Annotated in this window: 14 protein-coding genes; 11 read left to right on the top strand and 3 right to left on the bottom strand. The window is 59.1% G+C overall.

Features of this window, described 5'->3' with window-relative positions; genetic code table 11:
* Positions 1–63: 63 nt before the first annotated feature.
* Positions 64–552 (bottom strand): Bkd operon transcriptional regulator BkdR, encoded by a 489-nt coding sequence (bkdR, locus tag AC1ME2_RS04440; protein ID WP_480439564.1) that lies wholly within the window; start codon positions 550–552, stop codon positions 64–66.
* Between the two features lie 209 nt (positions 553–761).
* Between bkdR and AC1ME2_RS04435 the strand changes: the two genes are divergently transcribed.
* Genes AC1ME2_RS04435 through lpdA form a run of 4 tightly spaced genes read left to right on the top strand, consistent with a single transcriptional unit; the run spans position 762 to position 5,720 of the window.
* Positions 762–1,994, top strand: a complete 1,233-nt coding sequence (locus tag AC1ME2_RS04435) for a thiamine pyrophosphate-dependent enzyme (protein ID WP_480439563.1) — start codon at positions 762–764, stop codon at positions 1,992–1,994.
* Between the two features lies 1 nt (position 1,995).
* Positions 1,996–3,054, top strand: a complete 1,059-nt coding sequence (locus AC1ME2_RS04430; RefSeq protein ID WP_480439561.1) for an alpha-ketoacid dehydrogenase subunit beta — start codon at positions 1,996–1,998, stop codon at positions 3,052–3,054.
* Positions 3,055–4,326: a dihydrolipoamide acetyltransferase family protein gene (locus AC1ME2_RS04425; protein WP_480439560.1), complete on the top strand. Its 1,272-nt coding sequence runs from the start codon at positions 3,055–3,057 to the stop codon at positions 4,324–4,326.
* A gap of 2 nt (positions 4,327–4,328) precedes the next feature.
* Positions 4,329–5,720, top strand: coding sequence for a dihydrolipoyl dehydrogenase (lpdA, locus tag AC1ME2_RS04420; RefSeq protein WP_480439559.1), 1,392 nt, complete (start codon positions 4,329–4,331; stop codon positions 5,718–5,720).
* 89 nt (positions 5,721–5,809) lie between these two features.
* Here lpdA and AC1ME2_RS04415 read toward each other — a convergent pair whose 3' ends face one another.
* Positions 5,810–7,021: an MFS transporter gene (locus tag AC1ME2_RS04415; protein WP_480439558.1), complete on the bottom strand. Its 1,212-nt coding sequence runs from the start codon at positions 7,019–7,021 to the stop codon at positions 5,810–5,812.
* A gap of 263 nt (positions 7,022–7,284) precedes the next feature.
* On the opposite strand from AC1ME2_RS04415, the gene AC1ME2_RS04410 reads away from it, so the two are divergent.
* Together AC1ME2_RS04410 and AC1ME2_RS04405 are read left to right on the top strand one after the other, a co-directional pair.
* A complete protein-coding gene (locus tag AC1ME2_RS04410; RefSeq protein ID WP_480439556.1) occupies positions 7,285–8,649 on the top strand; it encodes an AAA family ATPase in 1,365 nt (454 codons plus the stop codon).
* On the top strand, positions 8,642–9,283 hold the full coding sequence (locus AC1ME2_RS04405; RefSeq protein ID WP_480439553.1) for an HNH endonuclease family protein: 642 nt from the start codon (positions 8,642–8,644) through the stop codon (positions 9,281–9,283). Before AC1ME2_RS04410 ends, AC1ME2_RS04405 begins: the two co-directional genes overlap by 8 nt.
* 27 nt (positions 9,284–9,310) lie before the next feature.
* Here the strand turns inward: AC1ME2_RS04405 and AC1ME2_RS04400 are convergent, their stop codons facing one another.
* On the bottom strand, positions 9,311–11,215 hold the full coding sequence (locus AC1ME2_RS04400; RefSeq protein ID WP_480439552.1) for a sigma 54-interacting transcriptional regulator: 1,905 nt from the start codon (positions 11,213–11,215) through the stop codon (positions 9,311–9,313).
* Between the two features lie 242 nt (positions 11,216–11,457).
* Here AC1ME2_RS04400 and AC1ME2_RS04395 point away from each other — a divergent pair, with 242 nt between their 5' ends.
* The 5 genes from AC1ME2_RS04395 (at position 11,458) to AC1ME2_RS04375 (ending at position 15,733) form a co-directional block, all read left to right on the top strand.
* The gene (locus tag AC1ME2_RS04395) at positions 11,458–11,940 is read left to right on the top strand and encodes an MSMEG_0572/Sll0783 family nitrogen starvation response protein (RefSeq protein ID WP_397452632.1); all 483 of its coding nucleotides are present in this window, start codon (positions 11,458–11,460) and stop codon (positions 11,938–11,940) included.
* 144 nt (positions 11,941–12,084) lie between these two features.
* Positions 12,085–13,065, top strand: a complete 981-nt coding sequence (locus AC1ME2_RS04390; protein ID WP_480439550.1) for a Nit6803 family nitrilase — start codon at positions 12,085–12,087, stop codon at positions 13,063–13,065.
* Positions 13,052–14,134, top strand: a complete 1,083-nt coding sequence (locus AC1ME2_RS04385) for an MSMEG_0568 family radical SAM protein (protein WP_480439549.1) — start codon at positions 13,052–13,054, stop codon at positions 14,132–14,134. The genes AC1ME2_RS04390 and AC1ME2_RS04385 overlap by 14 nt, the downstream gene beginning before the upstream one ends.
* 14 nt (positions 14,135–14,148) lie before the next feature.
* Positions 14,149–14,709 (top strand): MSMEG_0567/Sll0786 family nitrogen starvation N-acetyltransferase, encoded by a 561-nt coding sequence (locus tag AC1ME2_RS04380; protein ID WP_480439548.1) that lies wholly within the window; start codon positions 14,149–14,151, stop codon positions 14,707–14,709.
* Entirely contained in the window at positions 14,702–15,733 is a 1,032-nt protein-coding gene (locus AC1ME2_RS04375) for a sll0787 family AIR synthase-like protein (RefSeq protein ID WP_480439547.1), read from the top strand. Before AC1ME2_RS04380 ends, AC1ME2_RS04375 begins: the two co-directional genes overlap by 8 nt.
* Position 15,734 lies beyond the last annotated feature (1 nt).

The raw sequence follows: 15,734 nt of genomic DNA, 5'->3' as shown, positions 1-15,734 counted from the left end.
GATGGCTGACGGGCGGCCCGTTTGCAGCGGGGCAGGCGCTGGCAGTCGTCTGTACCTGGCTCACTATCGCTCCAGGCTCATCCCATTCGCGGGCAACGGCAGCGCGGTTTTATAGCGCACCTGTTTGAGCGCGAAGTTGGAGCGAATGTTCGCCACTCCCGGCACTTTGGTCAGGAAATCGAGTAGGAACCGTTCCAGTGCCTGAATGGTCGGTACCAGCACCCGGATCAAGTAATCCGGGTCGCCAGCCATCAAATAGCATTCCATCACCTCAGGGCGATTGGCGATGGCCTCTTCGAACTCCTGCAAGGCTTCCTCGACCTGTTTCTCCAGGCTGACATGAATGAAAACGTTGACGTGCAGCCCCAACAGATCCGCGTCCAGCAGGGTGACTTGTTGCCGGATGAGCCCCAGGTCTTCCATCGCCTTGACCCGATTGAAGCACGGGGTAGGGGAGAGGTTGACGGAGCGTGCGAGGTCGGCATTGGTGATCCGGGCATTCTCCTGAAGACTGTTGAGAATCCCTATGTCGGTACGATCAAGCTTTCTCATGAGACAAATACGCCTGTTTATTCTATTTATTCAGAATAAATATCTTTAAATGGCTCCGTACGCAATGAACTTGAGAAAAATATTCTCCACGCTCAGGCCTATGATTTGTGCAGGACAAAACTTTCCGAAGGGAAAATCGGCGTCCAATGATTTAACAAGCTCCAGCGCCCAACAAAAACACATGACAAAAGCGAGCGTAGAGAAAGCCTATGAACGAATACGAACCCCTGCGCCTGCACGTTCCTGAACCTTCTGGCCGTCCAGGCTGTAAAACCGATTTCACCTACCTGCGTTTGAATGATGCAGGTCTGGTTCGCAAGCCGCCCATCGATGTTGAACCCGCCGATACCGCCGACCTCGCCAAAGGGCTGATTCGGGTGCTCGACGATCAAGGTCAGGCACTGGGTCCATGGGCTGAAGGCGTGCCCGTCGAGATCCTGCGTAAAGGCATGCGCGCCATGCTCAAGACGCGGATTTTCGACAATCGCATGGTTGTTGCCCAGCGTCAGAAAAAAATGTCGTTCTACATGCAGAGCCTTGGCGAAGAAGCCATTGGCAGCGCCCAGGCCCTGGCGTTGAACGTGACCGACATGTGCTTTCCGACCTATCGTCAGCAAAGCATCTTGATGGCCCGCGAAGTGCCGCTGGTGGATCTGATTTGCCAACTGCTGTCCAACGAACGCGATCCCCTCAAGGGACGGCAACTGCCGATCATGTACTCAGTACGTGACTTCGGGTTTTTCACCATCTCCGGCAACCTGGCCACCCAATTCGTCCAAGCGGTCGGTTGGGGCATGGCGTCGGCGATCAAGGGCGACACCAAAATCGCGTCGGCCTGGATCGGCGATGGCGCCACCGCCGAATCGGATTTCCACACCGCCCTCACGTTTGCCCACGTCTACCGTGCGCCAGTGATCCTCAACGTGGTCAACAATCAATGGGCAATCTCCACCTTCCAGGCCATTGCTGGCGGCGAAGCAACGACGTTTGCCGGTCGCGGTGTGGGCTGCGGGATCGCCTCGCTGCGGGTGGATGGCAACGATTTCATCGCGGTCTACGCGGCGTCGGCCTGGGCCGCTGAGCGTGCCCGGCGCAACCTCGGCCCGACCCTGATCGAGTGGGTGACCTACCGCGCCGGCCCGCACTCGACGTCCGATGATCCATCCAAATACCGTCCTGCCGATGACTGGAGTCACTTCCCGTTGGGCGACCCGATTGTGCGCCTCAAGCAACACCTGATCCGCATCGGCCAATGGTCCGAAGAGGAACACGCGGCCACCAGCGCCGAGCTCGAAGCCGAAATCATCGCCGCGCAAAAAGAAGCTGAACGCTACGGCACCCTGGCGGGTGGGCAAACACCTAGCGCCGCAACGATGTTCGACGATGTTTACAAAGAGATGCCCGAGCACCTCCGTCGCCAACGTCAGGAACTGGGGATTTGACATGAACGATTTCAACAACGACATCCAGTTGGACACCGCCATGACCACCACCAACATGACCATGATCCAGGCGCTGCGCTCGGCCATGGACGTGATGCTCGAACGCGACAATGACGTGGTGGTATTCGGTCAGGACGTGGGCTATTTCGGCGGCGTTTTTCGCTGCACCGAAGGGCTGCAAAACAAATACGGCACCTCGCGGGTGTTCGACGCGCCGATCTCGGAAAGCGGGATCGTCGGCGTCGCGGTTGGCATGGGGGCTTACGGATTGCGGCCAGTGGTCGAGATTCAGTTCGCCGATTACGTCTACCCGGCGTCGGATCAGATCATTTCTGAAGCCGCACGTTTGCGCTACCGCTCGGCCGGCGAGTTCACCGCCCCATTGACCCTGCGCATGCCCTGCGGTGGCGGCATTTATGGCGGTCAGACTCACAGCCAAAGCATTGAGGCAATGTTCACCCAGGTCTGCGGTTTGCGCACGGTAATGCCGTCCAATCCGTATGACGCCAAGGGCCTGTTGATTGCCTCCATCGAGTGCGATGACCCGGTGATCTTTCTTGAACCCAAGCGCCTGTACAACGGCCCATTCGATGGCCACCACGACCGCCCGGTGACACCATGGTCGAAACACCCGGCGAGTGCCGTGCCTGAGGGTTATTACAAAGTGCCGCTGGACGTGGCGGCAATTGCCCGTCCCGGCAACGATGTTACGGTACTGACCTACGGCACCACGGTGTACGTGTCGCAGGTTGCCGCAGAAGAAACCGGCGTCGACGCTGAAGTCATCGACCTGCGCAGCCTCTGGCCGCTGGACCTGGAAACCATCGTCAATTCGGTGAAGAAGACCGGTCGCTGTGTGGTGGTTCACGAAGCCACGCGCACCTGCGGCTTTGGCGCCGAACTGGTGGCGCTGGTGCAAGAACACTGCTTCCACCATCTGGAAGCGCCTATCGAGCGCGTCACCGGTTGGGATACCCCTTATCCTCACGCACAAGAGTGGGCGTATTTCCCCGGTCCATCCCGAGTGGGTGCGGCTTTGAAACGGGTCATGGAGGTCTGAATGGGCACGCACGTTATTAAAATGCCGGACATTGGTGAAGGCATTGCAGAAGTTGAATTGGCTCAGTGGCACGTCAAGGTCGGCGATATGGTCGTTGAAGACCAGGTGCTGGCCGATGTCATGACCGACAAGGCCATGGTCGATATCCCGTCCCCGGTACACGGCAAGGTGATTGCCCTCGGTGGGCAGCCCGGTGAAGTCATGGCCGTGGGCAGTGAGCTGATTCGGATCGAAGTCGAAGGCGCCGGTAACTTCAAGGAGACCGCCCCGGTTGTCGTGGCCGAGTCCGCCCATGAGCCCGTGCCAATGCCCGTCGCACAGCCCAAGGTCGAGGTCAAAGCCGCGCCTGTCCCCGGTGTAAAACGCTCGCTTGAAGCGCGGTCTACTCGTCAGGCCGATGACCGTCCGTTAGCCTCGCCAGCCGTGCGTAAGCGGGCTCTGGATGCGGGTATCGAATTGCGTTTCGTGCAGGGCAGTGGTCCGGCTGGCATCATTCGGCATGAAGACCTGGACGCCTATATAGAAGAAAGCCATCAGACCAGCGCTGCCCCCGTGGCCGCTTACGCCGAACGTCATGATGAACAGCAGATCCCGGTGATCGGCCTGCGACGCAAAATTGCCCAACGCATGCAAGACGCCACCCGCCGCGCGGCGCACTTCAGTTATGTCGAAGAAGTGGACGTCACCGCACTTGAAGAACTGCGTGTCCACCTCAACGAAAAATGGGGCGCCAGTCGCGGCAAACTGACGTTGTTGCCGTTCCTTGTGCGAGCCATGGTGGTGGCCCTGCGCGACTTCCCGCAGATCAACGCCCGCTACGACGATGAAGCGCAAATAATCACCCGTCACGGCGCGGTGCATGTGGGGGTCGCTACCCAAAGCGATAACGGCCTGATGGTGCCCGTGGTCCGTCACGCCGAAGCCCGCAGCCTGTGGGCCAACGCTGAGGAAATCTCCCGACTCGCCAGCGCTGCACGCACGGGCAAAGCCAGTCGTGACGAGATGTCCGGTTCCACCATTACCTTGACCAGCCTTGGCGCACTGGGCGGCATCGTCAGTACGCCGGTGCTCAATCTGCCGGAAGTGGCCATCGTTGGCGTCAACCGCATTGTCGAGCGGCCGATGGTGATTAAAGGCCAGATCGTGATTCGAAAAATGATGAACCTCTCCAGCTCCTTCGACCATCGCGTGGTCGATGGCATGGACGCGGCGCAATTCATCCAGGCCATTCGCGGCTTGCTCGAACAACCCGCCACCCTGTTTGTGGAGTAATCATGCAACAGACTCTTAGCACCACCTTGCTGATCATCGGCGGCGGCCCCGGCGGTTATGTCGCGGCGATTCGTGCCGGGCAGTTGGGCATACCGACTATTTTGATCGAGGGCCAGACACTGGGTGGCACCTGCCTGAACGTCGGCTGCATACCGTCCAAGGCGCTGATCCACGTCGCTGAACAGTTCCATCAGACCACGCGCTTTAGCCAAGGCTCGGCGCTGGGCATCAGTGTCCAGCCGCCCACACTGGACATCGGCCAGAGCGTGAACTGGAAGAACGGCATCGTCGACCGCTTGACCTCGGGCGTCGCGGCCTTGCTGAAGAAAAACAAGGTCCAGGTCATTCACGGCTGGGCGCGCATCATTGATGGCAAGACCGTCGAGGTTGAAGGCGCTGGCATGCGTATTCAGTGCGAGCACCTGCTGCTGGCCACCGGATCGACCTCGGTCAATCTGCCGATGCTGCCCCTCGGCGGGCCGATCATTTCGTCCACTGAAGCGCTGACACCCAGCGCCATCCCCAAGCGTTTGATCGTAGTCGGTGCCGGTTATATTGGTCTGGAACTGGGCATCGCCTACAGCAAGTTGGGCGCCGATGTCAGCGTGGTCGAGGCCCGTGACCGAATCTTGCCGGCTTACGATCAGGAACTGACCCAGCCGATTGCCGAGACCCTGAAAACCCTCGGTGTGAAGCTGTACCTGCAACACAGCGTCGAAGGTTTCGACCCCGCCACGCAAACGCTGCAGGTGCGTAATCCAGAAGGCGAGACGCTTGCGCTGGAAGCTGATCAGGTATTGGTCGCTGTCGGTCGTCGTCCGCACACCCAAGGCTGGAACCTCGAAGCCCTGGCGTTGGACATGAACGGCGCGGCGATCAAGATCGACGAGCGTTGCCAGACCAGCATGCGCAATGTCTGGGCCATCGGCGATCTGGCGGGAGAGCCGATGCTCGCTCACCGCGCCATGGCTCAGGGCGAAATGGTCGCAGAGCTGGTCGCAGGCAAACAGCGCGAATTCAATCCGGTGGCGATTGCAGCCGTGTGCTTCACCGATCCAGAACTGGTGGTGGTCGGCAAGACACCTCAGGAGGCAAAGGCCGAAGGGCTGGACGTGCTAGTCGCCAACTTCCCGTTCGCGGCCAATGGCCGGGCGATGACCCTGGAATCGAAAAGCGGTTTCGTACGGGTGGTCGCGCGCAGTGACAATCACTTGATCGTCGGCTGGCAAGCGGTCGGGGTCGGCGTGTCAGAACTGTCTACGGCCTTTGCTCAATCCCTGGAAATGGGCGCTCGTCTGGAAGACATCGCAGGCACCATCCACGCCCACCCGACACTCGGCGAAGCGGTCCAGGAAGCGGCGTTGCGTGCGCTGGGGCATGCGTTGCATCTCTGATAGACCGCAATAAGCCGCCATTCGCAGCGGGACGCGTAGCACGCTTGCAACTACGCGTCCCGATGCGAACGGGCCGACTCGGTTTCAATCTAAAACGCTTCGACCGGCGCAGCACCCGCTGCGTTTATCAGAAAGCTGAGCAGCGCAACCACTGGAAAGGCGCTGCCGGCAATGACGATCCATAGCCAGCCGCCGTGGTCATACAGCACGCTGGCAATCGCCGATCCGAAGGCTCCTCCAATGAAAATACTGGTCATGTACAGCGCATTCAGACGGCTGCGGCTGGTTGCATCCAGGGCGTAGACCGCACGCTGCCCCAACACCATGTTCATCTGCACGCAGAAGTCCAGGACCACACCGGTGACGGCCAGCCCGATCACGCTGTAAATCGGGTGAATAAGCGCTGGTAGGAAACTCAACGCCGCCAGGACCAATGCCCCGAGGCTGGCAACGCGGGTGTGCCCGGCATCGGCCAGACGCCCACTGATGGGCGCTGCGATCGCGCCGATGGCCCCGACCAGTGCGAACAGGGCGATCTGCGTCTGCGACAGGCCATGGTTGCGCGCCAGCTCGACGGGTACGGCGGTCCAGAACAGGCTGAACGCAGCGAACATGCACCCTTGGTAGAACGCACGTTGACGCAATACCGGTTGCGTGCGCAGCAAGGTCCACAGCGAAAACAGCAGTTGCCCGTACGAGGCGCTATGGGCAGGTTGGCGTTTAGGCATGGTGGTGGCGAGTACCACGCTGATGAACATCATCAGCACCGATGCCGAGGCAAACACTGCGCGCCAGCCGAAGTGGTCGGCGATCAGGCTGGACAGCGGCCGTGCCAGCAGAATGCCCAGCAGTAATCCGCCCATGATCCCGCCAACGACCCGGCCTCGAGATTCCTCCGGTGCCAGATGCGCTGCCAGCGGAATCAGGATCTGTACCGACACTGAACTGAAACCCACCAGCAACGACGCGAGCAAAAACACATTCGGCTGTTGACTGAACGCTGCGCCCAGCAAGCTGATAATGGCCAACAGCGAGGTCATGATCATCAGCCGTCGGTTCTCCAGCAAGTCGCCCAACGGCACCAGGAAGAACAGCCCCAGCGCGTAGCCGATCTGGGTCAGCGACACGATCACGCTGGCCATGGTGCTGGACAGGCCGATGTCCGGCGCAATCAACTCGATAATCGGCTGGGCGTAATAGATATTGCCGACAATAGCGCCGCAGCAGAACGCGAACAGCATCACCATGCCTCGCGTCATCGTGGGGGCCTCGGCGTGACGGGTTTGGGTCGTGGTACTCATAAGAAAAGCGTTCTCGGGCGGACAAGTGAGTCAAACACGCCTGCAACACGCGCGCGAAGGGCTGTCTGGTAATAGAGTGAGCGCAGGCTAATTGTTCTGCCGCAAAGTAAGAAGGGGTGTGAGAGTGATAGTGACTATTTCTGAAAAAAATGATGGCTTTTCCATAACGCTCAGAGACCTCAAGTCAGCCGTTCAATGTCGGGCAAGGAATGACATAATGCGACCTTGCTGCTTCAATCGGACAACCCCACAAGGGTATTTGGATGGAAATCAAGAAATTCAACCTCAGCAACGTCGGCCGCTTTGTCGACCTTGAGGTCGTGCTGGCTCCGACCCGTCAGTATTCCTCCAATGTGACGGTTCTGGTGGGTAACAATGGTGCAGGGAAGACGACGTTGCTCAAGTCTGTTGCCCTCTCGCTTAGCTGGTTGGTGGCCCGGATCGGCTCGGAGAGGGGTAGCGGTAAACGGATTGACGAAGACTCCATTCTCAATGGTGCCGCTTCAGCCGCCATTACCGTAACGGTCCGCGATTTCTGTGTTCCGCAAGTAGACTCCGCTTCTAATCCCGTACAAACACATTACGAATGGTCGGTCGCCGCCGCCCGTAAAGGGCGCAAGGCAGATTCGTCCAGCGTGCTAACGGACGTCAGCCGCTTGGCGGAAGGTTATCGAACACTGTTGAGCACCGTCGAAAAGGCGTCGTTACCCCTGATTGCCTACTATCCGGTTGAGCGCTCGGTACTGAAAGTTCCGTTGAGAACCAAGTCACGGTTGCCCTTCGATCAATTGGACGGCTATGAGAACTCACTGGACAGAGGCGTGGACTTTCGACGCTTTTTTGAATGGTTCAGAGAACGTGAAGATAGCGAAAACGAGACAGGCGTTTCTGCCACGGTACTGGCCGAAATTTCCCAAAAGTTCGGCCAGCACAGCGAATTATGGAAAGCGCTTTCTCAGGTCAATGCGTCCTCTCGCGATCGCCAACTGTCTGCCGTCCGATCTGCCATCGCCGCGTTCATGCCCGGGTTCAGCAATCTGCGTGTTCAACGCAAACCTCGTTTGCACATGGCTATCGACAAAGAGGGGGTCACGCTGAACGTCTTGCAGCTGTCGCAGGGCGAGAAATCAATGATGGCGTTGGTTGGTGATATCGCTCGACGTTTGGCCATGATGAACCTGTCTCTGGAAAATCCTCTGCACGGCGACGGCATCGTATTGATCGATGAAGTGGACCTGCATTTGCACCCCAAGTGGCAGCGCAGCTTGATACGACAGCTGATTACGACGTTCCCTAACGTACAGTTCTTGCTGACGACACATTCCCCGCTGGTCATCAGCGATGCCAAGGATGTGTTGTGCTACGTGATGGATGACGGTGAGTTGCAGGAGCAGACAGGTTTGTATGGCCTCGACGCCAATCAGGTCCTCCTAAGCGTGATGGATACCGATATTCGCAACAGCGATGTGCAACAACAGCTGGATGATCTGCAAGGATTATTGCAGGACGGCAAGTTGGAGGAGGCCAAGTCTCTCTATGAGTCATTATCGGGCGAGCTTCCGACAGGACATATTGAGTTGGCAAAGGCCGCGTTACTGATTCGAAAGTTGGGGATTCGTCGTGCGTAAAATTGTAAAAGGAGGTGAAACGGTAGAGTTGACGGCATGGAAGCGAGCGAACCCAGGCAAGCGCTATCAAGATCTGGCCGGTAACAAAGACGTGAAGGACTCTATTCGCGAGGCATGTGTTTCTGAACAATATGGGCTCTGCGCTTATTGCTGTCAGGACGTCTCGTCTGAGAAGTTCAATTCTCATAATGAACATGTGGAAGCTCAGGCTCGTGCTCTGCACCGTACCTTGGACTTTTCAAATATCGTTGCCAGCTGCAATCAAAAAAGTCAGTGCGGGGATGCGCACGGTAGTCAATTACTGCCCTTGACACCGTTGATGGATGAATGCGAAAGCGAATTGATGTTTGAGTTGTCGGGCAAGGTTCGAGGGCTGACTGCGCGGGCACGAACCAGTATCAAAGTCCTCAATCTTGGCGACACTCATCACAGTAATCGCGGCCTGATTGGTGCTCGAAAGGTGATGGTAGATGCATTGCTCTACTCCAATGCAGTGGCTCCTGAGGCGCTTCGTCTTGAAGATGATGAGTTTCTGGATATTTTATTGAATGACTTGCTGCAACCCAACTCTGAGCAGAAATTGCAGCCGTTCTCTCCAGTACTGGTCAACGTAATCCGTCACATGCGTCCTTGAAGGTCGGAAAACGCACCAGAAAACCAGTCACTCCAACTCAATATCCAACCGCTTCAACCTTGAAGCCAGGGTCGTCGGTTTAAGTCCTAGTAGCTCGGCTGCGCCGCCTTTGCCGAACAATTTTCCGTTAGTGGCTTTAAGCGCGGCGTGCATGTTGCTGCGTTCCAGCTCGCGCAATTGTGCGTCGGTCATGACCCCGGAGGAGGGGGGTGGCAGCGCTGCGGCGTTCTGGCTGGTTTTCGGTTCGTCCGGCAGGTCCATGGTCAGGTCGGCGCCGTGGGAAGTGATCAGCGCGCGTTCGATGACGTTTTGCAGTTCGCGGATGTTGCCTGGCCAGGAGTAGCGTTGCAGGCGCTCGATGTCGCTGTTGCGCAGGCGGCGACCGGGCATGTTCAGGCGGTTACTGGTCTGCTTGAGGAAGTGTGCGGCCAATGGTGCGATGTCCATGGTCCGTTCGCGCAGGGCCGGGGACTGGATCGGGAAGACGTTGAGGCGAAAATACAGGTCCTCGCGAAAACGCTTGGCCGCAACCTCCTGGCGCAGGTCGCGATTGGTGGCGGCGATGATCCGCACGTCGACCTTGCGTGTACGTTCTTCACCGATCCGTTCGAACTGACCTTCCTGTAACACCCGCAGCAGTTTGCTTTGCAGTTCCAGGGGGATTTCGCCGATTTCGTCGAGAAACAGGGTGCCGCCGTCGGCCAGTTCGAAGCGCCCGACGCGATCACGAATCGCGCCGGTGAACGCGCCGCGGATATGGCCGAAGAACTCGCTTTCGAACAACTCAGTCGGAATCGCCGCGCAGTTGACCCGAATCAGCGGGCTGGCGCTGCGGCGGCTGGCCTGATGGATGGCGCGGGCGATCAATTCTTTGCCGGTGCCGGACTCACCATTGATCAACACGCTGGCGTCGGTGGGCGCGACCACGTCGATCTGTTTGATGATCTTCAGGATCGGCTCACTCTGGCCGACGATTTCGCGGAAGTTATGCTCGATGTGGATTTCTTCCTGCAAGTAAGCGTTCTGCTCTTCCAGACGCTGTTTGAGGACTTTCAATTCTTCGAGGGCGGTTTGCAGCTGGTTCTCGGTGTTGCGCCGCTCGGTAATGTCACGAAACACCACCACGGCGCCAGCGATACGCCCCTCGGAAATCACCGGCGTGCTGGTGAATTCCACGGGGAACCAACTGCCGTCGCGGCGCCAGAACACTTCCTGACGCCCTTCGTGGACCACGCCATCACGCACAGCCTTATAAATCGGACAATCCTCAACCGGGTAGTGACTGCCATCGGCATGGGTGTGGTGGTGAATGCGATGGATGTTCTTGCCGATCATGTCTTCGGGCTCCCAGCCGAGCATCCGTGCCCCAGCCGGGTTGACGAAAGTGGCCAGGCCGTCGCTGTTGATGCTGTAGATGCCATCGCCCACCGAGCTGAGCAACAACTGGTTGTCGCGCTCGCTTTCCTGAAACAGATTGAGAATGTTGCGCCACTCGATCAGCCCGCCGCGCATGGTGCGTTCGGTGTGGGCCTGGTCACGCTGGTATTTCTCATGGCTCAGCTCGCGTAGTACCAAAATAAGGTGCTGCTCGCCCTTGATCTGCAAGGTGGTGGCGGAGATTTCCAGCTCGATGCGTTCGCCGCTCTTGCAGTTGCAGCTCAGCTCTTGGGTCCAGCCACGGCCTTTGTCCATCACTGCCTGGGTAAACACGATCAGGTCCGCGAGTTGGTGGCCGAACAGTTTACTCACCGGCAGCGCCAGCAACTCCTGACGTGGATAGCCGAGCAGCTTGCAGGTGGCGATATTCAGGTCACCGAAGCGGTCCGAAAAGGGATTGAGCAGGGCAATGGCCTCGGCGCAATGCTCGAACACCATGTGCCGCGAGGAATATGCCAGGTCGGCCCAGCCGCTGAGAGAGTCTGTTTCGGTCATGAGTACGAAATCTCGTGATTTTCCGCTACGAATATTCGTATTTCTACGTGAGTGCGTGATTCGCCGATAGCATCAGATAGGTTATAAAAAACCATATCAGATGGGTATTTGCTGCGTAATCAATCACTTGGGTGGGTGCGAAAAATATTTTAATTTCCTGGCACGGCCTTCGCTCTATGTCTTGCAACCCGGCAGCCAACTCAGGCCGCCGTTAAAACACGAAGAAACTGGAGAGCGACGATATGCCAACCGTGGACATTCCTCATTACAAAGACGGTGACTTCCTGGTCAATTACGAAGAGAAAGTCTTCGAGGACGTCAAAGCAGAACCCGGCGAAAAAGTCCTGATCACCTTCCACACCATCGCGTTCGAAGGCTCCATCGGCCTGGTCAATATGCTTCAGGCCAAGCGCCTGCTGCGCAAGGGCTTCGAAACCAAGATTCTACTCTACGGACCTGGCGTGCAACTAGGTGTGCAGCGTGGTTTCCCGACCCTGGGTGCCGAAGCGTTCCCCGGTCACTTGGCGGTGAACAAGCAAATCATTCAGTTCATGGAAGAGGGCGGCGAAGTCTACGCCTGCCGCTTCGCCTTGCAGGCCCTGTACGGCCAGACCGAAAAAGCCCTGATCGAAGGCATCCGCCCGATCAACCCGCTGGACGTGATGGACCTGCGCCTGCTGATGCGCCGTGAAGGCGCAATGATCATCGATACCTGGACGGCGTGATCTCACTGCTCCTGCATAAATCGTGTCGGCCGTATCGCAGACAAGCCAGCTCTTACAAGAGATGGGCGGCGGTCACAGGAACTTTGTAGGAGCGGGCTTGCCCGCGATAGCGATCATTCAATCACCACACAATCAGGATCCATCATGCCCATCATTCGCGCAGCCGCCGTACAGATCAGCCCGGTGCTTTATAGCCGCGAAGGCACTGTGGACAAGGTCTGCCAACAGATCATCGCCCTCGGCCAGCAAGGCGTGCAGTTCGCCGTCTTCCCGGAAACGGTGGTGCCTTATTACCCGTACTTTTCTTTCGTGCAGCCGCCTTTTGCGATGGGCAAGGAGCACCTGCGACTCCTCGATCAGTCCGTCACCGTGCCATCCGCCACCACCTTGGCCATCGGCGACGCCTGCAAGCAAGCGGGGATGGTGGTGTCCATCGGCGTTAACGAACGCGATGGCGGCACGATTTACAACGCGCAATTACTCTTCGATGCCGACGGCAGCCTGATTCAGCATCGACGCAAAATCACCCCGACTTACCACGAGCGCATGGTCTGGGGGCAGGGCGACGGTTCCGGGCTGCGGGCCATCGACAGCGCGGTCGGGCGCATCGGCTCGCTGGCCTGCTGGGAGCATTACAACCCGCTGGCCCGTTACGCCTTGATGGCCGACGGCGAGCAGATCCACGCGGCGATGTTTCCCGGTTCACTGGTGGGCGACATCTTCGCTGAGCAGATTGAGGTCACCATCCGCCATCACGCCCTGGAAGCCGGCTGTTTCGTGGTCAACGCCACCGCCTGGCTGGATGCGGATCAGCAGGGCCAGATCATGCAGGACACCGGGTGTGGCCTCGGCCCGATCTCGGGTGGCTGCTTTACCGCCATCGTTTCCCCGGAAGGCAAGTTGCTCGGCGAGCCGCTGCGCTCCGGCGAGGGCGTGGTGATTGCCGACCTTGATTTGGCGTTGATCGACAAACGTAAACGAATGATGGACTCGGTCGGGCATTACAGCCGCCCGGAACTGCTCAGCCTGTTGATCGACCGCACGCCCACGGCCCATGTGCATGAACGCTCCAGCGGCGTGCCCGTCGGTGTCGGTTTTGAGGAACTCAATCATGCAAACCAATGAATTGCTCGCCGAGTTGCAATGCCATGGCGTGCGCTGGCCTGCGGCGCAAAATGGGCTGTCGCGGCAGGGCGGGGCGGGGCCGTCGGACCATAAGGCGCTGAGTTTCGGCAGCCGGACCATGATGGTGCCGATCCTCAACCAGGCGTCGCAGGATTCGCCCTATCGGGCCCAGCCCAGCGCCAATGGCAGCCAGGCGCTGATCTTTCGCGAAGGGTTGCAGGTTGGTCAGGTACAAATGCCTGGCGTGCCGAAATTCTATGGCTTGAGTACTGCCGAGGGAATTCCGTACTGGAAGATCGCCACCCTGCACAGCAGTGATGTGCTCGCTACCACGGTGTTGCAGCACTGCATTCGGTTCAATGATCGCGGCACCTCCTGCCAGTTTTGCGCCATTGGCCAGTCGCTGGCCGCCGGTAAAACCATCGCCCGCAAACGCCCGCAACAATTGGCTGAAGTGGCGAAAGCAGCGGTCGAACTGGATGGCGTCAAGCACATGGTGATGACCACCGGCACCCCGCAGACTCCGGACCGTGGCGCGGCGATTCTGTGTGAGTCCGCTGCTGCGGTGACGGCTGCCGTCGATCTGCCGATCCAGGCTCAATGCGAGCCACCGGACGACGACCGCTGGTTTCAACGTCTTGCCGACAGCGGTGTGGTGTCGTTGGGCATGCACCTGGAAGCGGTCACCGATGAAGTCCGCCAGCGGATCATGCCGGGCAAGGCCGAGGTGCCGCTGAGTCGCTATTTCGAAGCGTTCGGCGCGGCGGTCGAGGTGTTCGGTCGGGGGCAGGTCAGCACCTACATTCTGGCGGGGCTGGGTGACAGCGAAGCGGCGATCAGTGAGATGAGTGAGCGTTTATGCGCGCTGGGCGTGTACCCGTTCGTGGTGCCGTTCGTGCCCATCGACGGCACGCCGCTGGCTCATCACCCGAAACCCGACAGCGCAATGATGGCCCGGCTGTACCCGCAGATCGGCGCGAGCCTGCGTCGCCATGGGCTGCATTCCGATCAGATCAACGCCGGCTGCGCCAAATGTGGTGCGTGCTCGGCCCTGAAAAGCTACGAATAACGCGGAGAGCCCTCATGCATAACCTCGCCTTTGCTTTGGTCGACAGCACCTTCGAGCCGTTTCGTGCGGGCGATCTGGTGGTCAAACCGGCTACGGAAAACTGGGAGAAACAGGCCTATTTCGCCCTGCGTCGCTCAGTGTTCTCCGACGAGCAACAACTGCTGGCGCAGGACAAGGACGGCCACGACTTTCAGGCGATTGCCATCGTCGCCCTGGCCGGTAACTGCGGGATGTCCGATCAAGTAGTGGGCGCGGTACGCATCTATCAGCCGGAGCCGGGTCTGTGGTTTGGCGGGCGGTTGTGCGTGGCTCAAGCGTATCGGCGGCACAGCATGATCGGCAAGGCATTGGTCAATGAGGCAGTGTCGCGGGCCAAGGAACTGGGGTGCGAGGTGTTTCGCGCCACGGTGCAGGCGCAGAACGAAGGGTATTTTCATGGCCTGCACTGGCAAACCCTCGATCACTTGGTGTTGCTCGGCCAGCCTCATTGCTTGATGCAGGCGGAGTTACCGAGCTACCCCTTGATGCCACGCCAGGTGTCGTTGCGTGCGCTGAAGGTGCCCCGTCATGACTGAGACTTTTGATCTGGCAGCGCTGCTCGACACGCTGCGCAGCACCCCGGCGATGCTGGCGAAACAGGCGATCCAGCAGCCCGCCTCCGTCATCGGTAGCGCAAATCAGGCGCTGACCCGCGAGCAGCTTTACGCCTTGCCCGGCGATGACACGGCAGCGATTGCCTGCGGCGATCATTTCCAGTTACTGGCCATCGAAGGCATGTTGCCGGCGTTCGTTCAGGCGGCACCGTGGTTCGCCGGTTGGTCGGCGGTGATGGCCAATGTCAGCGACATCACGGCCATGGGTGGTCGCGCCACGGCGGTGGTCAACGCCTATTGGCATCACGAACACGCCGCTGCGCAACAGGTGTTGGCCGGCATCCGCGCCGCCTGTGAAGCCTACGGTTTGCTGTTGGTCGGCGGGCACACCAGCCTCGCCGCAGGTAACCCTGCTGCACTGGCGGTGGCGATTACCGGTATCGCCCACAAGTTGTTGTCGACCTTGCATGTGGCCCCCGGCCAGGTCATCGCCATGGCGGTGGATCTGGACGGTCGTTGGCACGCCGAGAGCACTTACTGGAAAGCTTTCGAAGGCGTCCCGGCCGAGCGCCTGCGCAGCAAGCTCGACGTGTTGCCACGTCTGGCCGAAGCCAATCTGCTGCACGCGGCCAAAGACATCAGTAACGCCGGGGTGTTGGGCAGCCTGTTGATGCTGCTGGAAACCACCGGCTGTGGCGCGACGGTCGATCTGCACGCACTGCCATGCCCGCCCGAAGCGGACCTCGGTCGCTGGTTGCAAGCGTTCCCCAGTTACGGGTTTTTGATGACGCTGGAGGAGGGTGACTGGGCCCATGTCCAGGCTGCTTTCGCGTTCGAAGGACTGAGTTGCGAGCGCATCGGCCATGTCAACACCAGCGGCTCGCTGAGCGTGCAAGCCGGCGAGCAACGCGGCGAATTCTGGAACCTGCGCGAGCAGACGTTTACCGGCTTCAGCTATCCCCATCTCGATCTCAGCCCTTTGACACTCACCGAACAGGAGCACTGAC

This window comes from Pseudomonas sp. ASL9 (assembly GCF_056680335.1).
Note: the sequence above shows the minus strand (reverse complement) of the source record. Positions and strands in the feature narration are given on the sequence as shown.

Bases quoted from the DNA above. Each gene is read 5' to 3' on its own strand.
- bkdR (WP_480439564.1), bottom strand. From the start codon at position 552: ATGAGAAAGCTTGATCGTACCGACATAGGGATTCTCAACAGTCTTCAG.
- AC1ME2_RS04415 (WP_480439558.1), bottom strand. From the start codon at position 7,021: ATGAGTACCACGACCCAAACCCGTCACGCCGAGGCCCCCACGATGACG.
- AC1ME2_RS04410 (WP_480439556.1), top strand. From the start codon at position 7,285: ATGGAAATCAAGAAATTCAACCTCAGCAACGTCGGCCGCTTTGTCGAC.
- lpdA (WP_480439559.1), top strand. From the start codon at position 4,329: ATGCAACAGACTCTTAGCACCACCTTGCTGATCATCGGCGGCGGCCCC.
- AC1ME2_RS04395 (WP_397452632.1), top strand. From the start codon at position 11,458: ATGCCAACCGTGGACATTCCTCATTACAAAGACGGTGACTTCCTGGTC.
- AC1ME2_RS04375 (WP_480439547.1), top strand. From the start codon at position 14,702: ATGACTGAGACTTTTGATCTGGCAGCGCTGCTCGACACGCTGCGCAGC.
- AC1ME2_RS04385 (WP_480439549.1), top strand. From the start codon at position 13,052: ATGCAAACCAATGAATTGCTCGCCGAGTTGCAATGCCATGGCGTGCGC.
- AC1ME2_RS04425 (WP_480439560.1), top strand. From the start codon at position 3,055: ATGGGCACGCACGTTATTAAAATGCCGGACATTGGTGAAGGCATTGCA.
- AC1ME2_RS04430 (WP_480439561.1), top strand. From the start codon at position 1,996: ATGAACGATTTCAACAACGACATCCAGTTGGACACCGCCATGACCACC.
- AC1ME2_RS04400 (WP_480439552.1), bottom strand. From the start codon at position 11,215: ATGACCGAAACAGACTCTCTCAGCGGCTGGGCCGACCTGGCATATTCC.
- AC1ME2_RS04380 (WP_480439548.1), top strand. From the start codon at position 14,149: ATGCATAACCTCGCCTTTGCTTTGGTCGACAGCACCTTCGAGCCGTTT.
- AC1ME2_RS04390 (WP_480439550.1), top strand. From the start codon at position 12,085: ATGCCCATCATTCGCGCAGCCGCCGTACAGATCAGCCCGGTGCTTTAT.
- AC1ME2_RS04435 (WP_480439563.1), top strand. From the start codon at position 762: ATGAACGAATACGAACCCCTGCGCCTGCACGTTCCTGAACCTTCTGGC.